The 21,264-nt window shown below is 50.9% G+C and carries 20 protein-coding genes; 16 read left to right on the top strand and 4 right to left on the bottom strand.

Annotated elements, in window-relative coordinates; translation table 11 throughout:
• Nucleotides 1-8: 8 nt before the first annotated feature.
• Nucleotides 9-500: a TIR domain-containing protein gene (locus VGL38_09475; GenBank protein ID HEY3295659.1), complete on the top strand. Its 492-nt coding sequence runs from the start codon at nt 9-11 to the stop codon at nt 498-500.
• A 36-nt stretch (nt 501-536) separates the two neighbouring features.
• Nucleotides 537-1,082 (top strand): toll/interleukin-1 receptor domain-containing protein, encoded by a 546-nt coding sequence (locus VGL38_09470; GenBank protein HEY3295658.1) that lies wholly within the window; start codon nt 537-539, stop codon nt 1,080-1,082.
• Nucleotides 1,083-1,709: 627 nt separating this feature from the next.
• On the opposite strand, the gene VGL38_09465 is transcribed toward VGL38_09470, so the two are convergent.
• The 3 genes from VGL38_09465 to VGL38_09455 are packed head-to-tail and all read right to left on the bottom strand — an operon-like array spanning nt 1,710 to nt 5,000.
• Nucleotides 1,710-4,286 (bottom strand): primase-helicase family protein, encoded by a 2,577-nt coding sequence (locus VGL38_09465; protein ID HEY3295657.1) that lies wholly within the window; start codon nt 4,284-4,286, stop codon nt 1,710-1,712.
• Complete coding sequence (locus VGL38_09460) at nt 4,234-4,521, bottom strand: hypothetical protein (protein ID HEY3295656.1); 288 nt, start codon at nt 4,519-4,521, stop codon at nt 4,234-4,236. The genes VGL38_09465 and VGL38_09460 overlap by 53 nt, the downstream gene beginning before the upstream one ends.
• A complete protein-coding gene (locus VGL38_09455; GenBank protein HEY3295655.1) occupies nt 4,518-5,000 on the bottom strand; it encodes a hypothetical protein in 483 nt (160 codons plus the stop codon). Before VGL38_09455 ends, VGL38_09460 begins: the two co-directional genes overlap by 4 nt.
• A 1,141-nt stretch (nt 5,001-6,141) precedes the next feature.
• Here VGL38_09455 and VGL38_09450 point away from each other — a divergent pair.
• The 9 genes from VGL38_09450 to VGL38_09410 all read left to right on the top strand — a co-directional run bounded on the left by VGL38_09450 (nt 6,142) and on the right by VGL38_09410 (nt 15,523).
• The gene (locus VGL38_09450; protein HEY3295654.1) at nt 6,142-6,444 is read left to right on the top strand and encodes a hypothetical protein; all 303 of its coding nucleotides are present in this window, start codon (nt 6,142-6,144) and stop codon (nt 6,442-6,444) included.
• A 37-nt stretch (nt 6,445-6,481) separates the two neighbouring features.
• Nucleotides 6,482-7,366, top strand: coding sequence for a hypothetical protein (locus tag VGL38_09445; protein HEY3295653.1), 885 nt, complete (start codon nt 6,482-6,484; stop codon nt 7,364-7,366).
• A 71-nt stretch (nt 7,367-7,437) separates the two neighbouring features.
• Nucleotides 7,438-9,099: a T9SS type A sorting domain-containing protein gene (locus VGL38_09440; GenBank protein ID HEY3295652.1), complete on the top strand. Its 1,662-nt coding sequence runs from the start codon at nt 7,438-7,440 to the stop codon at nt 9,097-9,099.
• 462 nt (nt 9,100-9,561) lie between these two features.
• Complete coding sequence (locus VGL38_09435) at nt 9,562-10,245, top strand: hypothetical protein (protein HEY3295651.1); 684 nt, start codon at nt 9,562-9,564, stop codon at nt 10,243-10,245.
• 205 nt (nt 10,246-10,450) lie between these two features.
• Nucleotides 10,451-10,777 (top strand): hypothetical protein, encoded by a 327-nt coding sequence (locus VGL38_09430; protein HEY3295650.1) that lies wholly within the window; start codon nt 10,451-10,453, stop codon nt 10,775-10,777.
• Between the two features lie 211 nt (nt 10,778-10,988).
• A complete protein-coding gene (locus VGL38_09425) occupies nt 10,989-12,239 on the top strand; it encodes a hypothetical protein (protein ID HEY3295649.1) in 1,251 nt (416 codons plus the stop codon).
• 146 nt (nt 12,240-12,385) lie between these two features.
• Complete coding sequence (locus tag VGL38_09420) at nt 12,386-14,260, top strand: 3'-5' exonuclease (GenBank protein HEY3295648.1); 1,875 nt, start codon at nt 12,386-12,388, stop codon at nt 14,258-14,260.
• Between the two features lie 173 nt (nt 14,261-14,433).
• On the top strand, nt 14,434-15,069 hold the full coding sequence (locus tag VGL38_09415; protein HEY3295647.1) for a hypothetical protein: 636 nt from the start codon (nt 14,434-14,436) through the stop codon (nt 15,067-15,069).
• Nucleotides 15,070-15,124: 55 nt separating this feature from the next.
• A complete protein-coding gene (locus tag VGL38_09410) occupies nt 15,125-15,523 on the top strand; it encodes a hypothetical protein (protein ID HEY3295646.1) in 399 nt (132 codons plus the stop codon).
• Between the two features lie 46 nt (nt 15,524-15,569).
• Here VGL38_09410 and VGL38_09405 read toward each other — a convergent pair whose 3' ends face one another.
• Nucleotides 15,570-15,704: a hypothetical protein gene (locus tag VGL38_09405; GenBank protein ID HEY3295645.1), complete on the bottom strand. Its 135-nt coding sequence runs from the start codon at nt 15,702-15,704 to the stop codon at nt 15,570-15,572.
• A gap of 229 nt (nt 15,705-15,933) precedes the next feature.
• Here VGL38_09405 and VGL38_09400 point away from each other — a divergent pair, with 229 nt between their 5' ends.
• From VGL38_09400 to VGL38_09380, 5 genes are all read left to right on the top strand, one after another.
• Entirely contained in the window at nt 15,934-16,470 is a 537-nt protein-coding gene (locus tag VGL38_09400; protein ID HEY3295644.1) for a hypothetical protein, read from the top strand.
• Nucleotides 16,467-17,927, top strand: a complete 1,461-nt coding sequence (locus tag VGL38_09395; protein HEY3295643.1) for an XRE family transcriptional regulator — start codon at nt 16,467-16,469, stop codon at nt 17,925-17,927. The genes VGL38_09400 and VGL38_09395 overlap by 4 nt, the downstream gene beginning before the upstream one ends.
• A 172-nt stretch (nt 17,928-18,099) precedes the next feature.
• Entirely contained in the window at nt 18,100-18,534 is a 435-nt protein-coding gene (locus tag VGL38_09390; GenBank protein HEY3295642.1) for a DUF4186 family protein, read from the top strand.
• 67 nt (nt 18,535-18,601) lie between these two features.
• Complete coding sequence (locus VGL38_09385; GenBank protein HEY3295641.1) at nt 18,602-19,603, top strand: hypothetical protein; 1,002 nt, start codon at nt 18,602-18,604, stop codon at nt 19,601-19,603.
• Between the two features lie 579 nt (nt 19,604-20,182).
• The gene (locus VGL38_09380) at nt 20,183-20,734 is read left to right on the top strand and encodes an AAA family ATPase (protein HEY3295640.1); all 552 of its coding nucleotides are present in this window, start codon (nt 20,183-20,185) and stop codon (nt 20,732-20,734) included.
• The last annotated feature ends 530 nt before the right edge of the window (nt 20,735-21,264 follow it).

The raw sequence follows: 21,264 nt of genomic DNA, 5'->3' as shown, positions 1-21,264 counted from the left end.
ATTTGATCGTGGCAAGACGAGTATTTTTCAGCTTCCATTACAAACCAGATTGCTGGCGTGCTAGTCAAGTCAGAAATGCTGGAGTAGTCGAAGGCAACACTCCGGTTTCCGACAATGATTGGGAAACCGTCACAAAAAAGGGCGATGCCGCTATTAAGAAGTGGATCGACGAGCAGATGTCAGGTCGCTCGTGTGCAGTTGTCCTGATCGGCACTAACACGTCTGGGCGACCATGGGTTAAGTACGAAATCGAGAAAGCATGGAGAGACGGCAAAGGTGTGCTTGGAATCTATGTCCATAATCTGAAGAACCAGGGTGGCGATCAATGCACCAAAGGATCGAGTCCATTCTGGGGCTTAACGGTTGACGGCAAATCCCTGTACAGCCTAGTGCCTGTTTACGATCCGCCGTACTCAACCAGTACGTACGTGTACGACCATATCAAGGACAATCTCGCAAGCTGGGTTGAGAACGCAATCACTGTTCGTAATGACAACTAGTGCCTCAACTTCAGCAGCCAAAGTAGACCGTAAAACATGGCATTTCTTTCTGAGAATCAATTGCGAACCTATGCTGCTGATCCTTCGATACGGGTTACAGCAAGCAGGTTCGAGAAGTCCTTTGCAGCTTCGGCAAGGATCTCTCTATTACTTTCGCATAGCCACAAGGACCATCAGCTGGCGGAGGGCCTTAAGAACTTTCTTGCTTCGCAAGGCGTTGATTTGTACATCGACTGGAAGGATCACGAGATGACCCCGCCGCCTACGGCAGCAACAGCGGACAAAATCAAAGGAAAGATCCGCGAGTGCGGATACTTCATGCTGTTAGCCACTCAGAACGGATTAGCATCACGTTGGGTCCCGTGGGAACTCGGAATAGCGGACGGTTTCAAGGCACGCGAAAATATCTTCGTAGTCCCCGTCGATGATGCATACGGGAAGACTCATGGAAGCGAATACATCCTGCTCTACCCGTCGATTCAAATCTCCCAGCTTGGAGTTATCAGCATGTTTGCTGCGGGGAGTAGTTACAGTCCCGGGGCTGGGGATTGGTTGCGGCAAAGGGCGGCAAGAGGCTATTAGTCGCGTGACGAGTTTGGGGAGGTATTAGAAGTGGACACTCAGAAGCCCAGGAGTCTCACCCCTGGGCTTTCTGTTTTCAAAACATCCGCATAATATCATCCCAGAAGATCTGGGCTGCGGTTGGGGCCTTACGTTCGACGGGATCATCAAATAGGCAGAGATCGCGTTTCAGCTGGATTGCGGCACTGTTGTAGTTGGTTGGATCCTTTCGGGCCACCTGTGGCTTGAAAAGGGCCACGAATTCGGGATCGGATCTTCTTAGCTTGCGTAAGCTTTGCATTAAGTGGTTGGGTATCATAATGTTCCTTTCGAGAAGTTTGGTGGACGACACGCCAGTATAGAAGTAGTGGCTTGGGTTTTCGGGAGCGCCTCTTGCTGTGACACTAATGACAAAATGACGGAAATGACAGCCGATCTACTTTCGTTTTTCCCTGAGCCAGTTCCTTCCAGCGGTCTTGGTTCCTTTGAAATCTGTTTTTGAAGTCAGTGTCATTTTTGTCATTTTGTCATAAAGCATTCTAAGTATTTGTAAAAGTGTAGGGTTGGGCGATGACATTTTTCGAAATGCCACCGCCCATTTTGTCAAATTTGTCATTCGAAGTCGGTTAGTCTTCGAGGCCGTCAAGCCTAATCGCTATCCGCAGGATCCAATGATGCATTGGATTTCGGTTCTTCATTGGTGTTGTCTTGTTCATTGTCATAGTGGGACTTATCGCGGAGAATCCGGTAACCCAGACGTTCCAAGCTGTTTCGATAGTCGTCCTTATGACTAATCACACCCATGTTCTGCAGTTCGTTGATGTACGCTTTCGGGTTCGAGTTACCTTTGAAGCGCAGCCTTTCGATCAGCCGCCGAATGTCCTTCTGCTGGACGTACCATTCAGTGCCGTTGGGGGTTCGATCCAAAGTTATGACAGGTCCTGACGGGTTGTACGGATCCTTCATGTCTATTCCCAGGACGATGTACCTTGCCAGTTCGTCTGCTTCAGTTTCGATCAATGTCTTCGCTGAACAGAACAGTTCCTTGGCAAAGTTCGTAATGGGTGTTGGCAGCGTATACCGAGCATTCGTGCTGAAACTGACGGCCAATCTCTGATATCTCGCCTTCAGTGCTGTACGTACATAGTAGCCCAGCCTATCTTCCAGTTGCTGCCCCAACTGATTATTTAGCTGTGATGGATCCACGTCCGGGCATTCGAAGATAAAAAAGTTGTTGTTGTTTTCGGATTTCGGTTCTTCCCTAGCTTTCAAGAACATTGGCCTGGGATCGTTAGTCGCAATAATAATCTTGATGTTATTCGGCACGTAATATTCCGGCTTGTACTTCCCGTTGATCATGATCGTTTTGTTGCCAGTGATCTTCTTGATTTCCGTGTACTGCGAAGCCTTGTCTGCATTCGGATTTTCATCTACGAACAAAAGTTTGCTGGTGTAGTTTTCGTTGAAGTGATTCGAGTCACCGTCCCAGAGTCCGGCCAAAGACGGAAAGATCGCCGCCATCATCTGTGCGAAGGTGCCTTTGCCACATCCGCGTGGACCTGTAAGCACGATCACCGGGAGCCCAATGTAATTGGTGTAACTGTACAGTGCCATCCAATCCTTGATAAATCCCGAATACAGCCCAAACATCCGGTCCAAGAATGCGTCAATGAAGGCGTTATCCTGGATCTTCGGCGGTAACGCGGGGTAGTGGTACTGCACGGCGTTTTCTTCGATCCGGAATTCATAACTTAACTTTTCAAAGTCGCCGCTGCCCATCTTGCGGATTTGGAAGTTATCGTCCAAAAAACGACGATTCCGGCTGTTCACCAGCACCTTGTGAACAAAGCAGTATGCAGCGTCGTTGCGGAAGTTATCTTCTTTAAGCATTTCCATGCTGCTGAACTTGCCATACCGCTGTTCGATCCGCATTACCTGATTCTTATAGGAAAAGATGTTGGGTGCCAGCGGGTGTTCGAAGTAGGTCTTCTGACACTTTGGACATTCCAACTTGGCGAAGCAATAGACGTTTTCGCTGAACACTGCATCATCGCAGTCACAGAACGGGCAAACGGCCCGGATTTCCCGCTGACGGGCAAGAAGGTCGTTCTTCACCGCTTCTAAATTGGTGACCTGCCAGTGTCCGTCAAGGTTTACGATCAGGTGGTCGTCATAGGTGACCGGGACTTCCCCATCTTCACCCAATCCCTTACGCCCACGAACTTGGCCCAGCTTCCCCCACCCAGCTGGTGAATAGGGTCTTTCGGGTGCCTTACCCGGCCATTCCCAGCCAACGATAGTTTCGTAGCCAATAGGGTTACTGCTAACCAAAGCCTTTTGAATTTTGTCTTCGGTATCGTCGAAATCATAACGGCCTGGAATGGGGTCTTGGCTGCTGATGTGATGAATTAGATCCCTGCCGCCTTCAAAGCGGCATAGGTTAGAAATCATAGCATACCATAGGGGTTCTGGTAGTCCCTTAGCTGCATTTGCTATGCACCATTGGATGAACGGGCAGAACTTGATGACCCGTGCCAATTCTTCTTTGGTGCCTAATTCACCGGATGGAAGACAATCCATCCGCTTCGGCTTTAGCACAGAATCCGGCACATCACTAATATCAACGTCGAAGTATTTCCCAGTGTTGTTTACATGCACAACAAATGGCGAACCTAATTCTTCACTATGTGGGAAGAATTTACGGCCCGCATCACCGCAGGCAGAATCAGCTTCCGGATTTTCCTTCAGCACCTTCCAGTACACCTTCTGATGTTCCGTTTCCGAAGTGAAGCGCGGCACAGAAGCCGCAAAGGGAAGAAATACGCGGAAACGGTCCGAAAGCGGTTCTTTCGCCTGATGCGATGTGCTGGTGTGTAAAATGTAGTTGTATTCTTGGAAGCGAATCTTCGCTTCTTCGATGGCCAGGCCACCGTCAATATCTAAGACAACGCCTGTCATCCCTGCGTAGTGTTCGCTGGCACACGTGCCATACCAGCTGTTTGCTGAATAGCAGTGTGTTGTGAAAAGTTCGTTCAGCGCGTCTGTGTCGGCTGAATTGAAAGTCTTGCTTTCGAAATAGACGACGAATCTGCCGTCCGCTTTAGTAAAGATTTGTAGTGGTGATACCGATAACGTAAAATCAAAATTAATATCTTGAGTATTGCTGACGTGACTATCTTGTGCAATTTGTAGTGGCAGTACGGCTGCCGAATGATTTATTCCCATTTGCCATTTCCTTTTCTTTAATCTTGAAGACGAGTGTCTTCATTTTCATGTGGGCGTTCAGGAAATCCTGAACTGGCACCGACACGGTATTTCTAAAAAACCCTTCTTCGATGGCTATGATTTCGGGGTCATCGGGATAGCGGAAGAAGATTCTGCCCCACTGGTCTACCTGGTAATCGGTGTACTGGTAGCCGAGAGTGTTCAGTGTTACAATAAGTCCGAAGTCTTTGGTCATGAACATTGTTTTTGTCCTTTCGTTGTCGTTGATTTTGCGTTCAGGATTGCCTGCACATAAGGCTGGGCGGCATTCTTTGCGCGCATTCCGCGTCTGTAGGCGAATTCCTTGGGGTCGCACCAACGCATATAGCCCTGGTGAAGATCGAAGGCCGCCAATTCCTTTGCTGGGTTGACGACTATGATTCGGTGGCGAGCTTTGTCCAGAAGCCCTTCCAGAAAGAATTTTGTGATTCGGATGTCCCACCACCATCGGGGGGAAATCAGCCCTAGGTATTTAAGCCAGGTGCAAATTCGGTCATAGTCCGTCACCTCAAAACTGAAAGTGTCCAACCAGATAAAGCAGGTGTGCTGTTCAATAGGTTCGCCTTTGGGAGGGATCGGTTGGATGGAGTAAATGATCCCGCCTTGGCTGAGGAAGTAGTTGTAGATATCTTCTGCCCGATGTCCATCCCGGCCAGAAAATAATTTGTGGGCCATGATAAGTCCTTTCATAAATCGATACTGTTCTGCTTTTTGATCTTGGGTTGAAAAGCAGAGAACCCGAATTTCGCGCAATAAAAAAGCGCGGACCCGTAGCCCTGCGCATATAGAATAGTCGTCGTGTGATGGTGGTTTGTTCGCCAGTTCGTTCGATAATTATTCCAATACGCTGTCCGGGTTAACGGTGATAAACTCTACTGCGGGATCAAATCCCGCATTTAGTTTTTGTGGGCGTCGCCGAAGCGACGGGTTTGCGAGGTCAGACCCCGCTAAGTCAGTAAATCGTGTCGTGTCATGTTAATAATATAAGCAATAATCGAAAACTGTCAAGTCGGATTTGTGTCGTTCACTATTGGTGAAACAGGTGGGGGACGATTGACTTGAACATCGCGTTTTCCAGCATTTTCGGTCCGGAACGCTTCGAAAAATCGGGGGCCACGCCCACTTGCTCCCACTACACCTGTTAAACGCACAACCACGACAAAAGTTCCCGACGTAATCTGCTTTTAAGCGAAGTAATCGAAAAACGCGATAATCGCTAACTTCCAAAGTTAGCCTGGTGGCCCTAAAATTAGGCGGGTGCCCGGAACCCCTTAGGGCGACCCTCCCGGAGTTAGCGTAAGTTGCTGTTTATGTGTGGCTTACCATCAAAGAGTTAGCCCCCGCGAGTTGGGTAACTCCCGCTTTCTCAGACCCTTAACTCTCACCCCTCCTCCCAGCCTCTCCGGCTCTCCCGATGGAGATCGCCCCTCCCAGCTCATCCAATTCACCGTATTTTTCACCGTCCACGAACCATCCCTACTGCCATCCACAAAATAATGCAAACGACCTATTTCAAGCCTTGACTAAGTGCATCTTCAAAGCTATATTCACACATCCTACCAAGCGGAAGTTATCTAACTTCTGAAAGACATATGCCGTTACTGATGGCCTCTCTCCACTTTTGGATTGAGGCCCTCGGTTGTTGTACGTCTTTCAGTAACTCCCGCTTGGTAGGACAAGCAGAGCGCTGTCAGAAACGGCATAATCGAGGGCTCTTTTTTGCTCTCGAATCAGCCGATCTGAATCTCGCAGTTTCCGCGATAGCGCCATATCATCAACACGTGTTCCTGGCATAAGAGGCTAAAAGGAGATAACTATGTTCGGACTTATGATCACGGTGTTCATTGCGGGTTTAATCGGTACTCTGGTTCGTGTTGCTTGGAAAGCACTTAATCAGCCGACCACCAAGAACTCTGCACAAAGAGTGGCACAGAGACGCGAATTGAAGAGCACCTTCCTTTTCGGATCGCAGGAGAATGCCGACGCAATGGCTAACCTCAGAGACGCAGCACGAGATAACAGCATAAAACGAGCTGCAAAGAAAGAAATCAAGAGAGAAGCCAAACGCACTAAGATAGAAGCTGCAAAGCAGGATATTCTCAAATCACAATCCGAGTAAGGCAGCATGGAATTCTTCACCAAACCGGAATATGCCAATGCGAGCACTTTTCCCACCCCTTCTCCTCCTCTCCTTGCTATTAATCGGCTGCCAAAGTCGACGTGAGGCCGCACTGGAGCTTTTCCAAAACCGCCAGTACGGAAGACTGACGCACGAGCCACGCTACCAAGAGGCCGACTGCATCATTCTTGTGAAGCAGGCACAAGATTCCCTGGCACTGGAACTCCTTCGGCGGCGGCAGACGTCCAGTTTCATCATGGTGCTGGATTCATTCCCTAAGTCGGTCTACTGTGAGGCGGCCTGCGAATCTCTGTATGCTGTGGGCGATTCCGCTACCATACTTTCCAAAGCACCTAACTCCAAGGTAGCAGGCGAAATTGTGCTGCGCCACATCAATGACCTTTCCGCACGCTTCGACTTCGATTACACCTCAACCAAATCGCTTGCCAACTACTATGCCAACCATGTGAGAAAATTCTGCAATCTGATAAACGGTTTTTCCCGACTGGACCTCGTCGGCATTATCAGCAGAAGGCTGGGAAAGCGGCCAGGTCCCTCACTTCCTTACCAAATGCTTGCGGACAGCCTCGGTGACGTGGAACGTCAGTGGTCCGGCAAGTCATGGGGCTACTTTCAAGGCACCCACAAGAAGCTCTCCGAGGCCATGAGCACACTGGACAATGCCGTCGTAGACGTGACCGACGGAGACATCGTTCTTAGCCCCATTTCCCTTCAGACTCTGGGTTATGAGGGCATGATACGCATGGCCGGAGATCGGGTCGCTTCTGCGGAAGACAAGCTGAACGCTTTCGACAGAGCTATGCATGAAGCGGAATCTATCCTGCAATACGAGCAGCTTGAGTTGCAATCGGACAGCGTTCGTCTGGCTGTCACGCGCAAACTGCTGGTCTCAGCGCAATGATCGCTTCCACAGGAAATCCCGATTCAAGAATAGAAATGCAGAAACCGCATTACACAAAAAAGGACATGGGGATGAACAGACTTCTCGTGATTTTGATGCTGGCGATAGCCAGTAGTGTCTTCGCAGCAACAACGACTACGCCAACACAGTGGCAGGAAGATTTTGGCAGCGGCTTTGACTCTTCGGCGTACAGCATCGAGAGTGTCGACGACCATGCCGCACATCTGGACAGCGCTTTCCGGATTGGAGGTATTGGTCGGATTGCGTGCCTGACCTCGTTCGATGTCACGGACTTTGAAGCTTCATTCGATTTTCGATCAGTTCCGATTCCTGACAGGTGCCCCGGCGACGGTATGGTCTTTTGGTGGTATCCGGATCTGAGTTTTCCGGGTCCTGTAGGAGGCTATGGCGGTTATCAACTCGGTTGGGCCTGGTCCGACGTTATCGGTCAGGGGATAAAATTCCATACCCTGTCCGGCACTTTGGCGATTGTCACGCACGGGGTCGGTAATGAGGTTGCTTCCTGTTCGTATCCGCAGATGGGGGATGCTGAATGGCATCATGTCCGAGTACGCTTTCAGAACGGATCCACTTCCGTTTTCGTCAACGACACCTTATTGCTATCCGCAACTTTGCCTGTGGAATTCAGTCACGGCGTCTTCGTATTCAGCGCGGGAGGTGGTAATTGCCACTCGTGGCACTGGATAGACAATGTGGATGCGCAGTGTAGTGTGGCATTACCCGATTCGACCACCGATTTGTTGATTGGAGAGTACAGCCTCTCGATGACCCAGTACTCTGAAGTGCAGAGTGTGCCGTTGGAATCCGGCAAACCGTATTATCTGAAGGTCATAGGCAACTACGGGATCGCACATGGGTGGTCTTGGCTCGATGCGGCCTACTGTTGGGGGATCTGCACACCTCCCTTGGCCTCGGATCAATACGGTGACCCCACATGGTGTTGGATGTGGAACAACAATTGGCATGTGCGCCCGACACCGGATGTCTATACTCCGGATCATGTCTACTACTATCCCTTCATTGGCACGGGTGAGGCGGAGGTGTTCTCATTCAGCGACCCAGACTCTTACTGGGACAATTCGGGCGGGCTTACGATCCAAGTGTGGAAGCGAGCTGCATCGGATTCCACGTTGCCTGTCGAATTGACTTCATTTTCTGCGGTGCCAGCATCGAGCAACATTCGCCTTTCCTTCACTCTCGCTTCGGAAACCGATAATGATCGTTTTGAAATCTGGAGGAGCACCACGCCGAACAGCAATTTCTCCCTACTCACCGCTATCGCCTCGCAAGGGAATTCCGCGACCCCGCACAGCTACGACTTCACGGATCGCGCCGTTACTGGCGAGCAGACCTACTGGTACTACCTTGCCGATGTGGACATTTCAGGGAACCGGACCGAACACAAGGACCTGACGCGATCCGCAACCGTTCGCGCAGACAATGGCATTCCCACCAGCTATAGCCTGGCCGCTTACCCGAATCCGTTCAACCCGGCCACGACGATCACTTTCTCCTTGCCCATAGCAGAGCACGTGCAGGTTACTATCTACGATGTGGCAGGAAGACGCGTATGTGATGTTGCAGACGGGCTTTTTGCAGCAGGCATTCACCGCGTGACATTTGACGGTGCACAGCTGCCGTCCGGCGTGTATGTGGCGCAGATGAAAACCGCTGCTACAACCCATTCGACGAAGCTACTCCTTCTGAAGTAGGATTTTTCGGCAGACACGAGAAAAGCCGGGCACTCCACCCGGCTTTTTCTTTACCTACAAAGCAGCCAGTTCGTCAAGATTTGACGTTCTGGATGCTAACTTGTCATCGTGCAACTACGTGCCAGAGACATTAAGGCGATTCGTTCAAATTGGAGCGCCTCGCCGGACCACGAATTAGGATAAAAAGTGGAGAGTTATGGAGTAATGCCTACGAGATCATGTCTCTGGTTACGGCAATAATAAATAACCACTTATGGCTGACAACCGCAGCCCTATTAGTGCTGGCGAAGGAAGCTTCCGGCATCCACATCTTTCACTCGGTTTTGCCATCCAGTCTCGGATACACTCTGGGAACTTTAACGGCCTTTCAAATGTCCCTAAATTACCTTGACTATTTCCCTGTGATTATGCAAATTATGAGCATGCCAAGGCTAATCTTTTGAGTGTTGAATGGAGGCACCCATGACAGCGACTCTTCCCTTCGGCCCGTTGGACACGGCCAAAGCTTTAGTGATCGGGCACGATCCCGCTCTGCAAGGATCGGCGACGCAGGCATCTTACGCCTTCTTTGCGGACATGTACTTTGGCCCCCTTCCAGCTTCCGGATCGGAACGGGCAAAGTATGACCTTGCCAAGGCCATGTACGATTACATCTACTGCCTGAGCAACGGCAGATACAAACCGGAAGACATCTACGTCACGAACCTCTGCAATGAACGTCTGAGGCGAACGTCCGACAATAAAGGCAAGGTCGTTTACATTCCGGAAGACTGTGCGTTGCGCGGCGTAGATGCCCTCAAAGGAGTTGTCGCCCAACATCAGTTCGAGTCCATCTTTGCGATGTCGCAGCAGGTGAACTACTGGCTTCAGAAGCTGGGCTTTTGCGAGGCGGTGGCTGAGTATCTGGCTGGTGCCGAACCACGGCAAAAGGATGCCGCGAAAGGCATTTATGCCTCGAAAGGAACGTCTCCCTTTCTGAAGATCTGTGGAAGCAGGTTGACCGCACAAGGTGTACCTCTTTTCCCCATCCTACACGTAAAGCAGATCCCTCTCGACGAAAGACTTGCGCCGCATTATGCACCGCTTCTGGAGAAGGTGAAGCGCGCCTTCACCGCACCGGGCAAGCAAGAAGGCAAAGCCGTGTAGACCTTGACATGACCTGTTTCCTTGACCGCCTCCGCCAGCTAATCGAACCGTCAAAACCAGCCATAGCCCCGCAGCCGCAATCCCAACCTTCAGCCCCACCGCAGGGAACAGTATAGGAACCACAACTCTCCGCTATCCCACTGGTGCGCGCCTGCCAATGCACCTAAATATCATGCCGTCATAACATTCAGTAGAGGTTACTATCATGACCGGAGTCGGAAGTCCCCACTCTCAGGAAGAAGTGATTCAAATCCGCCAAGCCCTCGCGTACAAGCAGAATTCCATTGGCACAAAAATCTACATCGACCACGAAGGAACATCTGTAACCGCGTATGCAATTGACACGGGACAAGTGTGGACCCATGCTCCGAGCACCAAGCATGTGTTTGTTCACATTCTTGAAGGCGAAGTTCAATTGAAATTGGGAAACACAGGTCTTACCCTGGTGGCAGACGATGGCTATGCCATTGTGGAAAGGTCATTCACTTTGCTGGCTTTGAAGCAATCCAAGGTGCTCGTGACTGTGCTTTAACCACGTCATGGCCTACGAATCGCGATGGCGATGTGCCCCGATACAGAGTGGCATAGTGATGACTTGTGATCACCATTTATATGTTTTCGCAAGCGAGAGTCATGCACGAATCGCTTCCCGCGATCAATCATCGAACGCATATTCCGTTGTTGGCTCGCAGAACTGAACTTGATATGGGCTTGCGGTTCTTTCAGCAATCATACTCCGACACATGACAGAATCCATTGTCTCCAGTCCCAAGGCATCAATTCGCGCTACCAATCACTCGCTGGCGTCGTCGATCTTTCGGGTAGCCAGAGACCTGATTGCTATGATGTTTTGGCTCTATGTCCCGATTAAGCTCTTCGTCTTTGACATTGATACCTTCTTGGCAGATAGATTCGCGCCTTCGTGGCTCTGGGTTCTGCACTACAAGTTCCTGCTATTGATTGGTACGGCAGCCCTGCTGTGTGTTCTTACGAAAAGCAGGCACATCCTTGGGTGGACCTTCTACACCCTGTTCTTCCCCTTGGTCGTCATTTTTTGGAAAGTGCCTGCGTTTGTCTACAGAGAGAAGAGTTGGACGCTTGCAATAGCGCTCGTCAACATGACTATCTCTCTCTTTCGCTCGTTCAAATTCAAGTTCGTGGTATCATGTCTATTCGTTATCGCCTTTGTCTTGATCCTGAGTTCGGATAACGGGATTATTCTCTGGCCCGCGACAGCGGCAATCCTGATTCTACTCCTAACGACGATGGTTCATCGGTTTGTGCATATTCTGAAACCTGTCAATGAGTTCGGGGCTCATGTTGAGGCGTTCACCTACCTGCGGCAGCACTTTGTGTCGCAGTTTAAGCCGGAGGACGGCATACAAACCGAAGCGATAGACACATGTGACAAGAAGAAGGTTGAGAAATGGACATCGAATCTCCAAATGCTGGTTCTCCTAAACCGCCTCTGCTTGCTTACTGCGAAGCGTTTGCGGGAGTATCACAATAGCGGAATCCACATAGCGTCCCACGTCACCAGTGCGATGGTTCTCATCGTCATGGCATCCTTAGCTTTCGCTGCGATCAACCTTGGGCTCTACAAGTGTGAGCACCAGCAGTTTCAAATGACATCGAGCGGCTCACTGTACAGTTTCTTTTACTACAGCTTCAACGGCTTACTGTTTCGTTCGATTCCAGAGATCACCCCGGTTGGAATGCTCTCTCAGATTGTTTCTATGGTGGAGTCCTTCCTGGCACTGTTCTTGGTCGCGATTTTCGCCTCCTTCTTCTTTGCCATGAAGGTACAAAGGAGTGCCGAGGATCTGGATCGGGCCATCAGCAGGATTGAAGCGGACGGTCAGTTCATGGAGAGTTTCATCGCTGATGAGTATCGTCTGAGCAGTGTGGAGATGGCAATCGAGCAACTGGAAAAGTTCAAAGCAAGCATGCTGAAAGTCATTGGACAAGCCTCCAAGAGCCTTGAATCGGTATGAGATTGCGTATCGCTCCTGAGCTTGGCCCTACACTCCGCTCATCAGCGTCCAGATCTCAGACCCATTTGATGCATAGCCAGAAGCTTACGAAGAAAACTGTAAGAGGGTGAGTTGAGTGGTTGTCCTTAAGGAGCTATCGAGCCCGAATGGCTGAAATGATTCCCGAAAGTATCAGTGCAAGTGCCAGCGCCACGAAGGGTGAGAAGCACTTGTTTCACATATTGCGAGAGGCGCTCCAGCCGGACGATGATTTTATTGTCTGGTATGACCTCACTGTCGGCAGCAAACACCCGGACTTCATTGTCTATGGTCAGTATCTTGGACTCTTAATCATCGAGGTCAAGGACTGGACCCTGCGGCAGATCAAGGAGGCGAACCCGGACAAGTTTCTGGTTGACCTTTCCGGTAACATTCAGAAATGCGATAGCCCTCTCACGCAGGCACGAAAAGCGTACCGCGAGTTGATGGATAAGGTCAAGAAGTATCCTTCGCTCCTTCATCCGGATGGTAACCATAAAGGGCAGCCACGATTTCCGATAGGCTATTGCGCCGTGTTTTCGGAAATCACACGGGACGCGGCGGTCAAAGCGGGTATCACCGAAGCACTGCCGCCACTCCAATGCCTGTTCGCCGACGAGATATCCTTCGACCCCACTGAGAAGTCCCAACAGCAGGCATTCATCCAGAGACTGAAGCCGAGTTTCAACATTACGGTTCAGTTCAAGGGAGAGCCCCTAGAGCAAAAGGATCTCAAGATCCTTCGCCATGCGATCTTTCCGGAGGTCCGAATTAACGATGTCCGCACCACTGGTGCCCCATCAGCATCAGTGGATTTGCGTACCTTGGACTACGACCAGGAGCGCGTGGCCAAGAGCATTGGTTCCGGTCATCGCATTCTGAAAGGTGTTGCTGGCAGCGGGAAGACTTTGGTGGTTGCCGCTCGTGCCAAGTACCTGAAGCAGTGCCATCCCGATTGGCGAATTCTGCTGGTGTGTTACAATACTTCCCTTTCGAAGTACCTCCGGAAGCTGGTAGAAGTTACGGGAGGGCTGTCTGATGTCTCAAACATAGATGTCTTTCACTTCACTGGCCTTGTGAAGAGCGTCGTGAACACCGATCTTCGCAGGGCGTGGGATGAGCCCTTTGACAAGTGGGAAGAACGGATTACTGGTTATCTCGAAGAAGTCAGCAGTTTAGGGTTAGCCAGTGCTCACACCGATGATGATCGCAACATCGGCAGGTACGATGCCATTCTCATCGACGAAGGACAGGACTTCACTGTTGGCATGGTTCGAAGTCTCGTTTCTCTGCTGAATGAAGAAACGGATAGCCTGCTCTTCTGCTACGATCCTTCGCAGAACGTCTTCGGACGGGAGACTCCCCGGTGGAAGGATGCGGGGCTGAAAGTACAGGGAAAACGACCTATTGAACTAAACACGAGCTACCGGAGCACTTCCGAAATTATAGATCTCGCTTCCAAGTTCTCGAAGATCCCGGCCCAGCAGGCAATATCCCTCGAAGCGGTCCTGGTGCCGAAGAGCGTTAATAGACACGGGGCACGACCTGTGATGCGCCAGTTGGCTGACGAGACCGAACTGTGCAAGTATATCATGGATGAGATTCATCGCTATGTGCGAACTGGAGCCTGCGCTTGGTCTGATATCGGGATTCTGTATGCCAACAAGTATGAAGAGTTCCCGATGGCCTTCAACGCAGCATTCTACAAGCGGTTCAATTTCGAGGAGACGGACCGACTCTATTGGGTTAATCAGAACGACGAATCACGACACAATATGGACGTGACCTCGCCGTGCGCGAAGATGTGCACTATCGAATCCAGCAAAGGGCTTGAGTTCAAGGTAGTCTTCTTCGTCGGATTGGATACCATGCCCCGGAACAACCGAAACGTCGAGACTGAAAGACGGCTGGCTTATGTGGCAATGACGAGGGCGCAGGAGTATCTGCACATTCCGTACGTCCGCTTGTCCCCATTCGTGGACGAGATTCGGCAGCTACTCTAATCTGGATACCCTCAGATCCTGTGACCATGCATTGAAACATCCTTGAATGCGGCTGCTTCATGTGGAATCTCGACGGCAAAGAGTCCCCAAGCTTCGTTGCATCGAATACGCGCCTTCCGGTCTAATGACCTTCGAAGTACATGTACCACCGTACACCAACCGTGGCAAGTGTTATGACCAGTGATTTCAGCTATGACCAACCAGCGCTTGATGTCGAATATGATTTCGTAGCTATTATTGATCTTCTTCCGGATGAGGACCGCGAGCGGTTCGATTTGAGCGGAATGATCAAGTCTCTCTTTGAACACGAATCAATCTCGTGTAGACGTTTTGACTGCGCGAACATTAGCGCATTTGAGAATGCCGTTAGCCGACTGACGTGTTCAGCGCAGAGCGAGAAGTTCTTCATTCATGTTGTTGGTCACGGGAGCGAGGACGGTATCGGAATCGGTGAATTCGACTTCCTGACTTGGAGTGAGCTTCGAAAGGCGCTGGTTCCAATGAACGAATTGATGTCAGGCAGTCTTATTCTGAACATGACTACGTGTAGAGGCATTCATGCTGTCAAATCCGTTTCGATAGGGGATACCACTTATCCATTTTTTGGGCTTATCGGACCAAAGGACGATCTAGGCGTTGCAGATGCGATTGACATAAATATGCGTCTATATCGGAAGTGGATTGCTGGGGGCTCGATCAATGAGATAGTCAGGGCTGTAAACGCGGAGCTGAACCAAGACATAATATACTGTATTTCTGCGGAAGGCTATAAGAAGATTCGTACTGGGCAGTGGCCGAGCACTTCATAAAAGAAGGTCAGAAGAGCAAGACGCAATGGGCTATCATGGAGAAAGGTGGACCACAATGAGGCTGCTCTCGATTCTCCTGTGCATCACGGTGCTTTCATCAAGCGATGTTCTCGCCAGAGGCGGGCACCACTACTCCTCGCGCAGCTACACCCACCACAGCGCCCACGCCGTTCATCACCGGGACTCCGCCTACCATACTGAACGAAGCGTTACAACTGCCGAGAAGAGAGAGGCCTTTCGTCGTGCAGGCGTTCCGTGGTCTCAGCGTCACAACTACGTTGTGGATCATATCGTCGCTCTGGAGAACGGCGGCACAAATGATATTTCCAATCTTCAGATTCAGACCAAGGAAGCCGCAAAGGCGAAAGATAAACTGGAGAATGCTGAAGCAGCGGCCAGAAGGCATGCGCAGCATCCGCAAAGACATCATGCGCGGCATGGAAGAACGCATTAACGTTATAGCGGCATTCATGTAGGATTTAGTGCAAGCCCAGACATGATCAGGTAATCACAAAATCGAGGAGAAAACAATGGGCAAGGGAAGTGGTGGTGGCAAAGGCGGAGGTGGAGGTGGAAAAGGCAGCAGCGGTGGAGGCGGTGGCAAAGGGTCTGCGGGCTTCCCAAGTGGAAATCAAGGGAAGCCGTCAGGTGGTGGGCGAGATAACAATCCGCCGAAGAAGTAAATTGACAGCCTGCTGAATTACTTGGCGTTCGTTATGATTGCTGCTTGACGCGTATGTATCAACATAGTATCAGGTCTTGCACACTTCCGTACAGGCTGACTAAAGTGTCAGCCTGTTCAGTTTCGAAACGTATTTTATGCTGCCACCCAATGCATGACTTGGCATCCGATAGCGGCAGCAGGTGCTTGACTTTTTGCAGCAACACAACTATATTGTTGTCTCAGTAGACTCCTCCAATCAACAGCGATATGCGATCCGCATGCCGAATCAAATACCTGATTTTGAAGATAATGGGAACCTTCCGCCAGGGATTCACGCCGCTACATGGGCTGAATTCACGGAGAGGTTCGGTTACAATGATCACCGCCGGAAGCAACTTGACGGTCTGAAACAGCTTGGGGCGGCTTTGGCGCAAGCTGGCGGCACATCCATATGTGTAGACGGAAGTTACGTGACTTCTAAGGAGTTTCCAAGGGATTTCGATGCTTGCTTTGATCCAACTGGCGTGGACCCGGACGTTCTGAGGAAGCTCGCTCCTGAAATTCTGGATCCGGGTCCGCGACGAATTAATCAAAAGACCCGCTTCGGTGGAGAGATATTTCCTTCATCCGCAACAGCAGATATCGCCGGAAACCGATACCTCGATTTCTTCCAGCAAGACCGAAACACTGGCAACCGGAAGGGAATCGTAAAGCTGAATTTGGGAGATTTGTCATGATCAAGAATGATCGTCAATACAGAATAACAAAGTCTGAACTGGCTAAGTTTGAAGACGCTCTGAAAGCAAACGCGCAGGCTCAGACGGAAGGCCCGAAACCGAGCTGGCTGACAAGCTTAGAGAACGAGTCGTTTCGAGATCAAATTGAAGAGCTTAGAGAGGAAGTGGCTGAATACGAGGCGCTGAAGGCCGCCAGTCCAGGCGTAATCGAAGTCCATTCGTTCGATGAATTGCCGCAAGCGCTGATCAAGGCCAGGATTGCATCCGGCCTGAGTCAACAAGAACTTGCTGACCGTTTGGGAATCAAAGAGCAACAAGTCCAGAGGTACGAAGCCACGGACTATGCAGGGGCAAACCTTGAACGCATCCAGCAAGTAGTCGACGCTCTCGGAATAAAAATAGAAAAGAAGCTTTTGCTGCCCGCGCCGCATGCATCTGTGGGGTTCGTCTTCAAACGGTTGAGTGAACTTGGACTGAGCAAATCCTTTGTCGTCGATAAGCTCCTTCCTAACTGGCTCCAAAACCAGATTAGCGATGCAGCGCGGCTAAAGGCACAGCCCGATACGGTTGCCCATGAATTCGCATCTTGGCTCAGTAGAATCTTCAACTGGACTTCAGAGGATATTTTCAGTAACAGGCCACTGCAACCTCAACTCGCGTTATCCTTCGGAACGAAGTATAAGAAGGCGTCCAATGTCACGGAGCAGCAAGTAAGCCTGTATACTGTCTACGCCCACTATCTGGCGATGCTCGCTCTTCAGTGCACAGATAGTACGCCGATAGCGACAAGGTCGTTGGATCCGGTAGAAGTTCATGAGAGCATTCTGGCGCGGTACGGAGTCCTGGACTTAGCATCGATTACAGAGTACGTTTGGGATTGTGGGTTAGCTGTTCTGCCGCTGAAAGATGCCGGATACTTCCACGGTGCGTATTGGAGGATTGATGGGCGTGATATCGCTGTCGTAAAGCAAAATGTCGTCTCCGCTTCACGATGGATGATCGATCTCCTTCATGAGTACTACCATGCAGCAAGCCATACGGATGAGCCCGATGTTGCGGTAATAGAGCAGCAAGATATTCTCATGCCAGGCGAGACACCTGAGTCTGAAGAAGAGGCCGATGCCACGTGGTTTGCCGTAGCCGTAATGCTTAATGGACGTCCCGAAGAACTTCTCCAGGAATGCGTTACTGAAGCGAGAGGGCAAGTGCCGTGGCTGAAGCGGGCCGTGCCACAGGTCGCTGAACGCAACCAGGTTGATGTTGGAGTGCTGGCAAACTACTTGGCTTACCGCTTGTCGCAGCAAGGAACTAACTGGTGGCCCACCGCTAATGCTCTCCAGGTTACGGACATCAATCCTTGGAGCACGGTTCGGTCAGTCCTACTCAGGAACTTGCGATCTTCCTGCATGGATGAATCAAACGAAGATGTCTTCATTAGAGCTTTATCCGAAGCTTAGGGAGGAAAAGAGTATGGCGCGACCAAAGGTTCTGCCCAAACTCGAATTGTCCTGTTCGTCTACGCGGTGCGAGATTGGACTCCACTATTACGGAGCCGCTGGGCGCAAGAACAGCCCCTATCCGGTGGGGAAATGCCGCGACTGTGGTGCTGACTTAGTAGATTGGAGACGTGTGCACAAGCGTGAAGTGGCCGACGTTGACCATACCTTTGCCTCATTGCAGACAGAATGCTGGCGGCATGATTGGTGGCACAAGGACATTGATCAACACGCGGTGAACTATGCACGACGCAAGGGGCGGGTTCAAATTGAGGCACGAGCGCATGAGATCCTTAGACAAAACATCGGGAAGGAACCCGATGCTTGGGATGGTCGTCAGACGCCCAAGGAAGGCAATATCATCTATTATGCTCAACACGCCACGGCGACCTGCTGCCGCAAGTGTGTAGAATACTGGCACGCTATTCCCCAAGATCGAACACTATCTGAGGATGAACTCGGCTACCTTACTGCGCTGGTGATGAAGTACATTGACCTGCGTATGCCTGATTTGGCTGAACAAGGGATTCCCGTACCGTCTATTCGCAAGGGCAACAAGGCTAAATAGACAGATTCGTGCGCCAAGGACCTCGCAGTAACGAAAGAGATGACAATCGAACTCACCGGGTAGAAACATGTCCTACGTAGATACGGAGAAGCTGTCGGCTATCATGCGCAGAAAAGGGCTGGATCTCGCCAACCGAAAGGTTCTCCACGCATCCTTTGAAAAGACACTCCAAGCCAACGACCTGAAAGAGCCGCCAAATTGTGGCGGTTTTGGTCGGATACGCCACTTTCAACGCGATTATGGTGAATCCTGGCCGGAAAACCCCTTGCCTATTGACCCTGCGCTCCATTGGCTCGGCGCTCCGCCAGCCAACATACTCCGGGTGCAGTTGTTCCAAAGCGCCGTTTGCACCTGGAGATGCTGGTATTGCTTTGTCGATTCGGAGGTCCTGAGCGGACATCCCTTGTACACCGCTTTCAAAAGCCCAGACGAACTCCTCGACTCATACCAATTGGAAGCCAACCGACCACAAGTGATCGTCCTGTCAGGAGGGCAGCCAGACTTGATTCCGGAGTGGACACTGTGGTTTGCCGATGCGATGCACCATCGTGGCTTGCACACAACAACCTATCTATGGACGGATGACAATCTGAGCAACGATTACCTATGGAAGTATCTCGCGCCGGAGGAGATTGATCGCCTAAGCAGATACACCAATTACGGACGTGTGGGCTGCTTCAAAGGGTTCGACGAGTCTTCATTCTCATTCAATACGAGAGCGGCACCTCAAGAGTTTGCTCGGCAATTTGAGCTCATGAAACGCCTCGTCGCCCAGGGCTTCGATGTCTACGGCTATGCCACCTTTACCACGGATCGGCATGATCACATCCAATCGAAAGTGCGAGGTTTCGTAGACAAGCTCCAAGAGGTGCATCCCCTCTTCCCGTTGCGAACCGTACCGCTGAAGATTCAACGATGGACACCCACTGGACGCCGCATGGGAAGTGAGCAGGAGAAAGCGCTCCTTCTCCAAATGGACGTTGCAGCGGCTTGGATGGATGAGCTCACGGACCGCTTTACCTTCGACCAGCGATCCGCACCCATCTATAGTCACCAAATACGGAATTAATCCCGCAGGAACATCAAGCACTCTCCGGCAAACGTATTATGCAGCAGAATATGGAGCAGAAGCCACACCCAGATTGGTCACGTGAACTGTGGATGGCAATCCGGAAACAGCTTCGGGATGACGAGCTATGGACACCGCTGCTTGACGAGTGTCATGGCAAGGACAGAACTCGTTCCATTCATCTGGGTGTGTTCGTAGAGCCTTTTCTCACCTACATCCTTCAGAAACGAAAGACTGTTGAAAGTAGATTCTCGGTCAATCGAATTGCTCCTTATGGCACAGTGTGTAACGGCGATCTTCTGGTTTTGAAGGAGGTTTCCGGTCCTGTCTGCGGAATCTGTACGGTGCATCGCGTGTGGCACTATCAGTTGACCGGAAATAGCATAGATGACATCCGGAGAACATTCGCAAAGCGGATTTGTGCTGACGACCCCGAATTCTGGGAATCGAAGTCAAGGGCAAATTACGTAACCTTGATGATGATCTCGACGGTGCGGGAACTGAGACCGATTAGGATCGCCAAGAAGGATCGACGCGGTTGGGTAAACCTCTTTACAGACAATTCAGGGAGTCATGCTGATGAATAAGCCCACATTGCTGACGTTCGGAGGCGAAATCGGTAGTGGGAAGAGTGCCTTGTCTCGCGCCGTGGCCGAGCGGCTGGGATGGAAACGGGTCACATTTGTGGAACTGCTGCGAGCAGAACTTGTGAGCCGTGGCATCGTTCAGCCCACTCGTGCGCAACTTCAGGACTTGGGACAAACCTGGGTTGATACTGACGTGACGGGATTCGCAAGATCGCTTCTTCAGCATGCTGAATGGCGTCCTGGAGATTCACTGGTTATCGAGGCCATTCGTCACCTTGAAATCCTTCAGGCGTTGAGAGAACTCACAAATCCTGGTTCGGTCTTCTTAGTGCTTACAGAGCTGCCAGAGGAAGTGAGAATGGAGAGGCGGAGGCTCAGGGGTGATACTGAATGGTCCGATGGCGAAGGCGAGCATAGGGCAGAAGCTCAGTCGCATGGAATACTGAGACAACACGCCGATGTCACCATTGATACCACCTTGCCGATAGACACCTGCGTGGAACAGGTAATGGACTGGCTCAAGAAGCAGGACGCATCTGCATGACAGTGGGCACAACGATAGCAAAGGAAAAAAATGCCCAGGAGGGAAGCCGAGTGCGGTTGCAGGGCCCAAGTCAGGGGGTGGAACAGACAATCCCCCGAAAAAGTAACCTGGCTACGGATGGGTTATTAACACCATCCACAGAGTTAGTGGCGGAGTCAACGTCAGACCAACTAACTTTAGGACTAAAGTTAGCATTAAGAATTAGCAGAACTCCCCTACGAGCCATTCTACGGCCATACAGGCGATGCTGCAAGCGAATGGGAATTCTGTCGGGTCGGCGCGTGAAGAGAGCGCCACAGGGCAGGCAGCGTGGAAATATAAAGGCTTCGTGGCATCACTCAATCGAGGAGAGAGTAACCCCGCGATGATGACATCACGGGGCTACCTTTGATTCCTGCTCGAATGCAGTTGCTTGTAGCGTCACACCTGCATGCGCTTATCTCTCACTTGAGACGATAAATCGCGGATCTTCGTACGCCCAGCCGAAGAGCGGTTGTCAATCCATGTGTCGAGCTTCGCTTGGTCGTAGC

It is taken from the genome of bacterium, from assembly GCA_036504735.1.
Taxonomy (GTDB): domain Bacteria; phylum Electryoneota; class RPQS01; order RPQS01; family RPQS01; genus DASXUQ01.
Note: the sequence above shows the minus strand (reverse complement) of the source record. Positions and strands in the feature narration are given on the sequence as shown.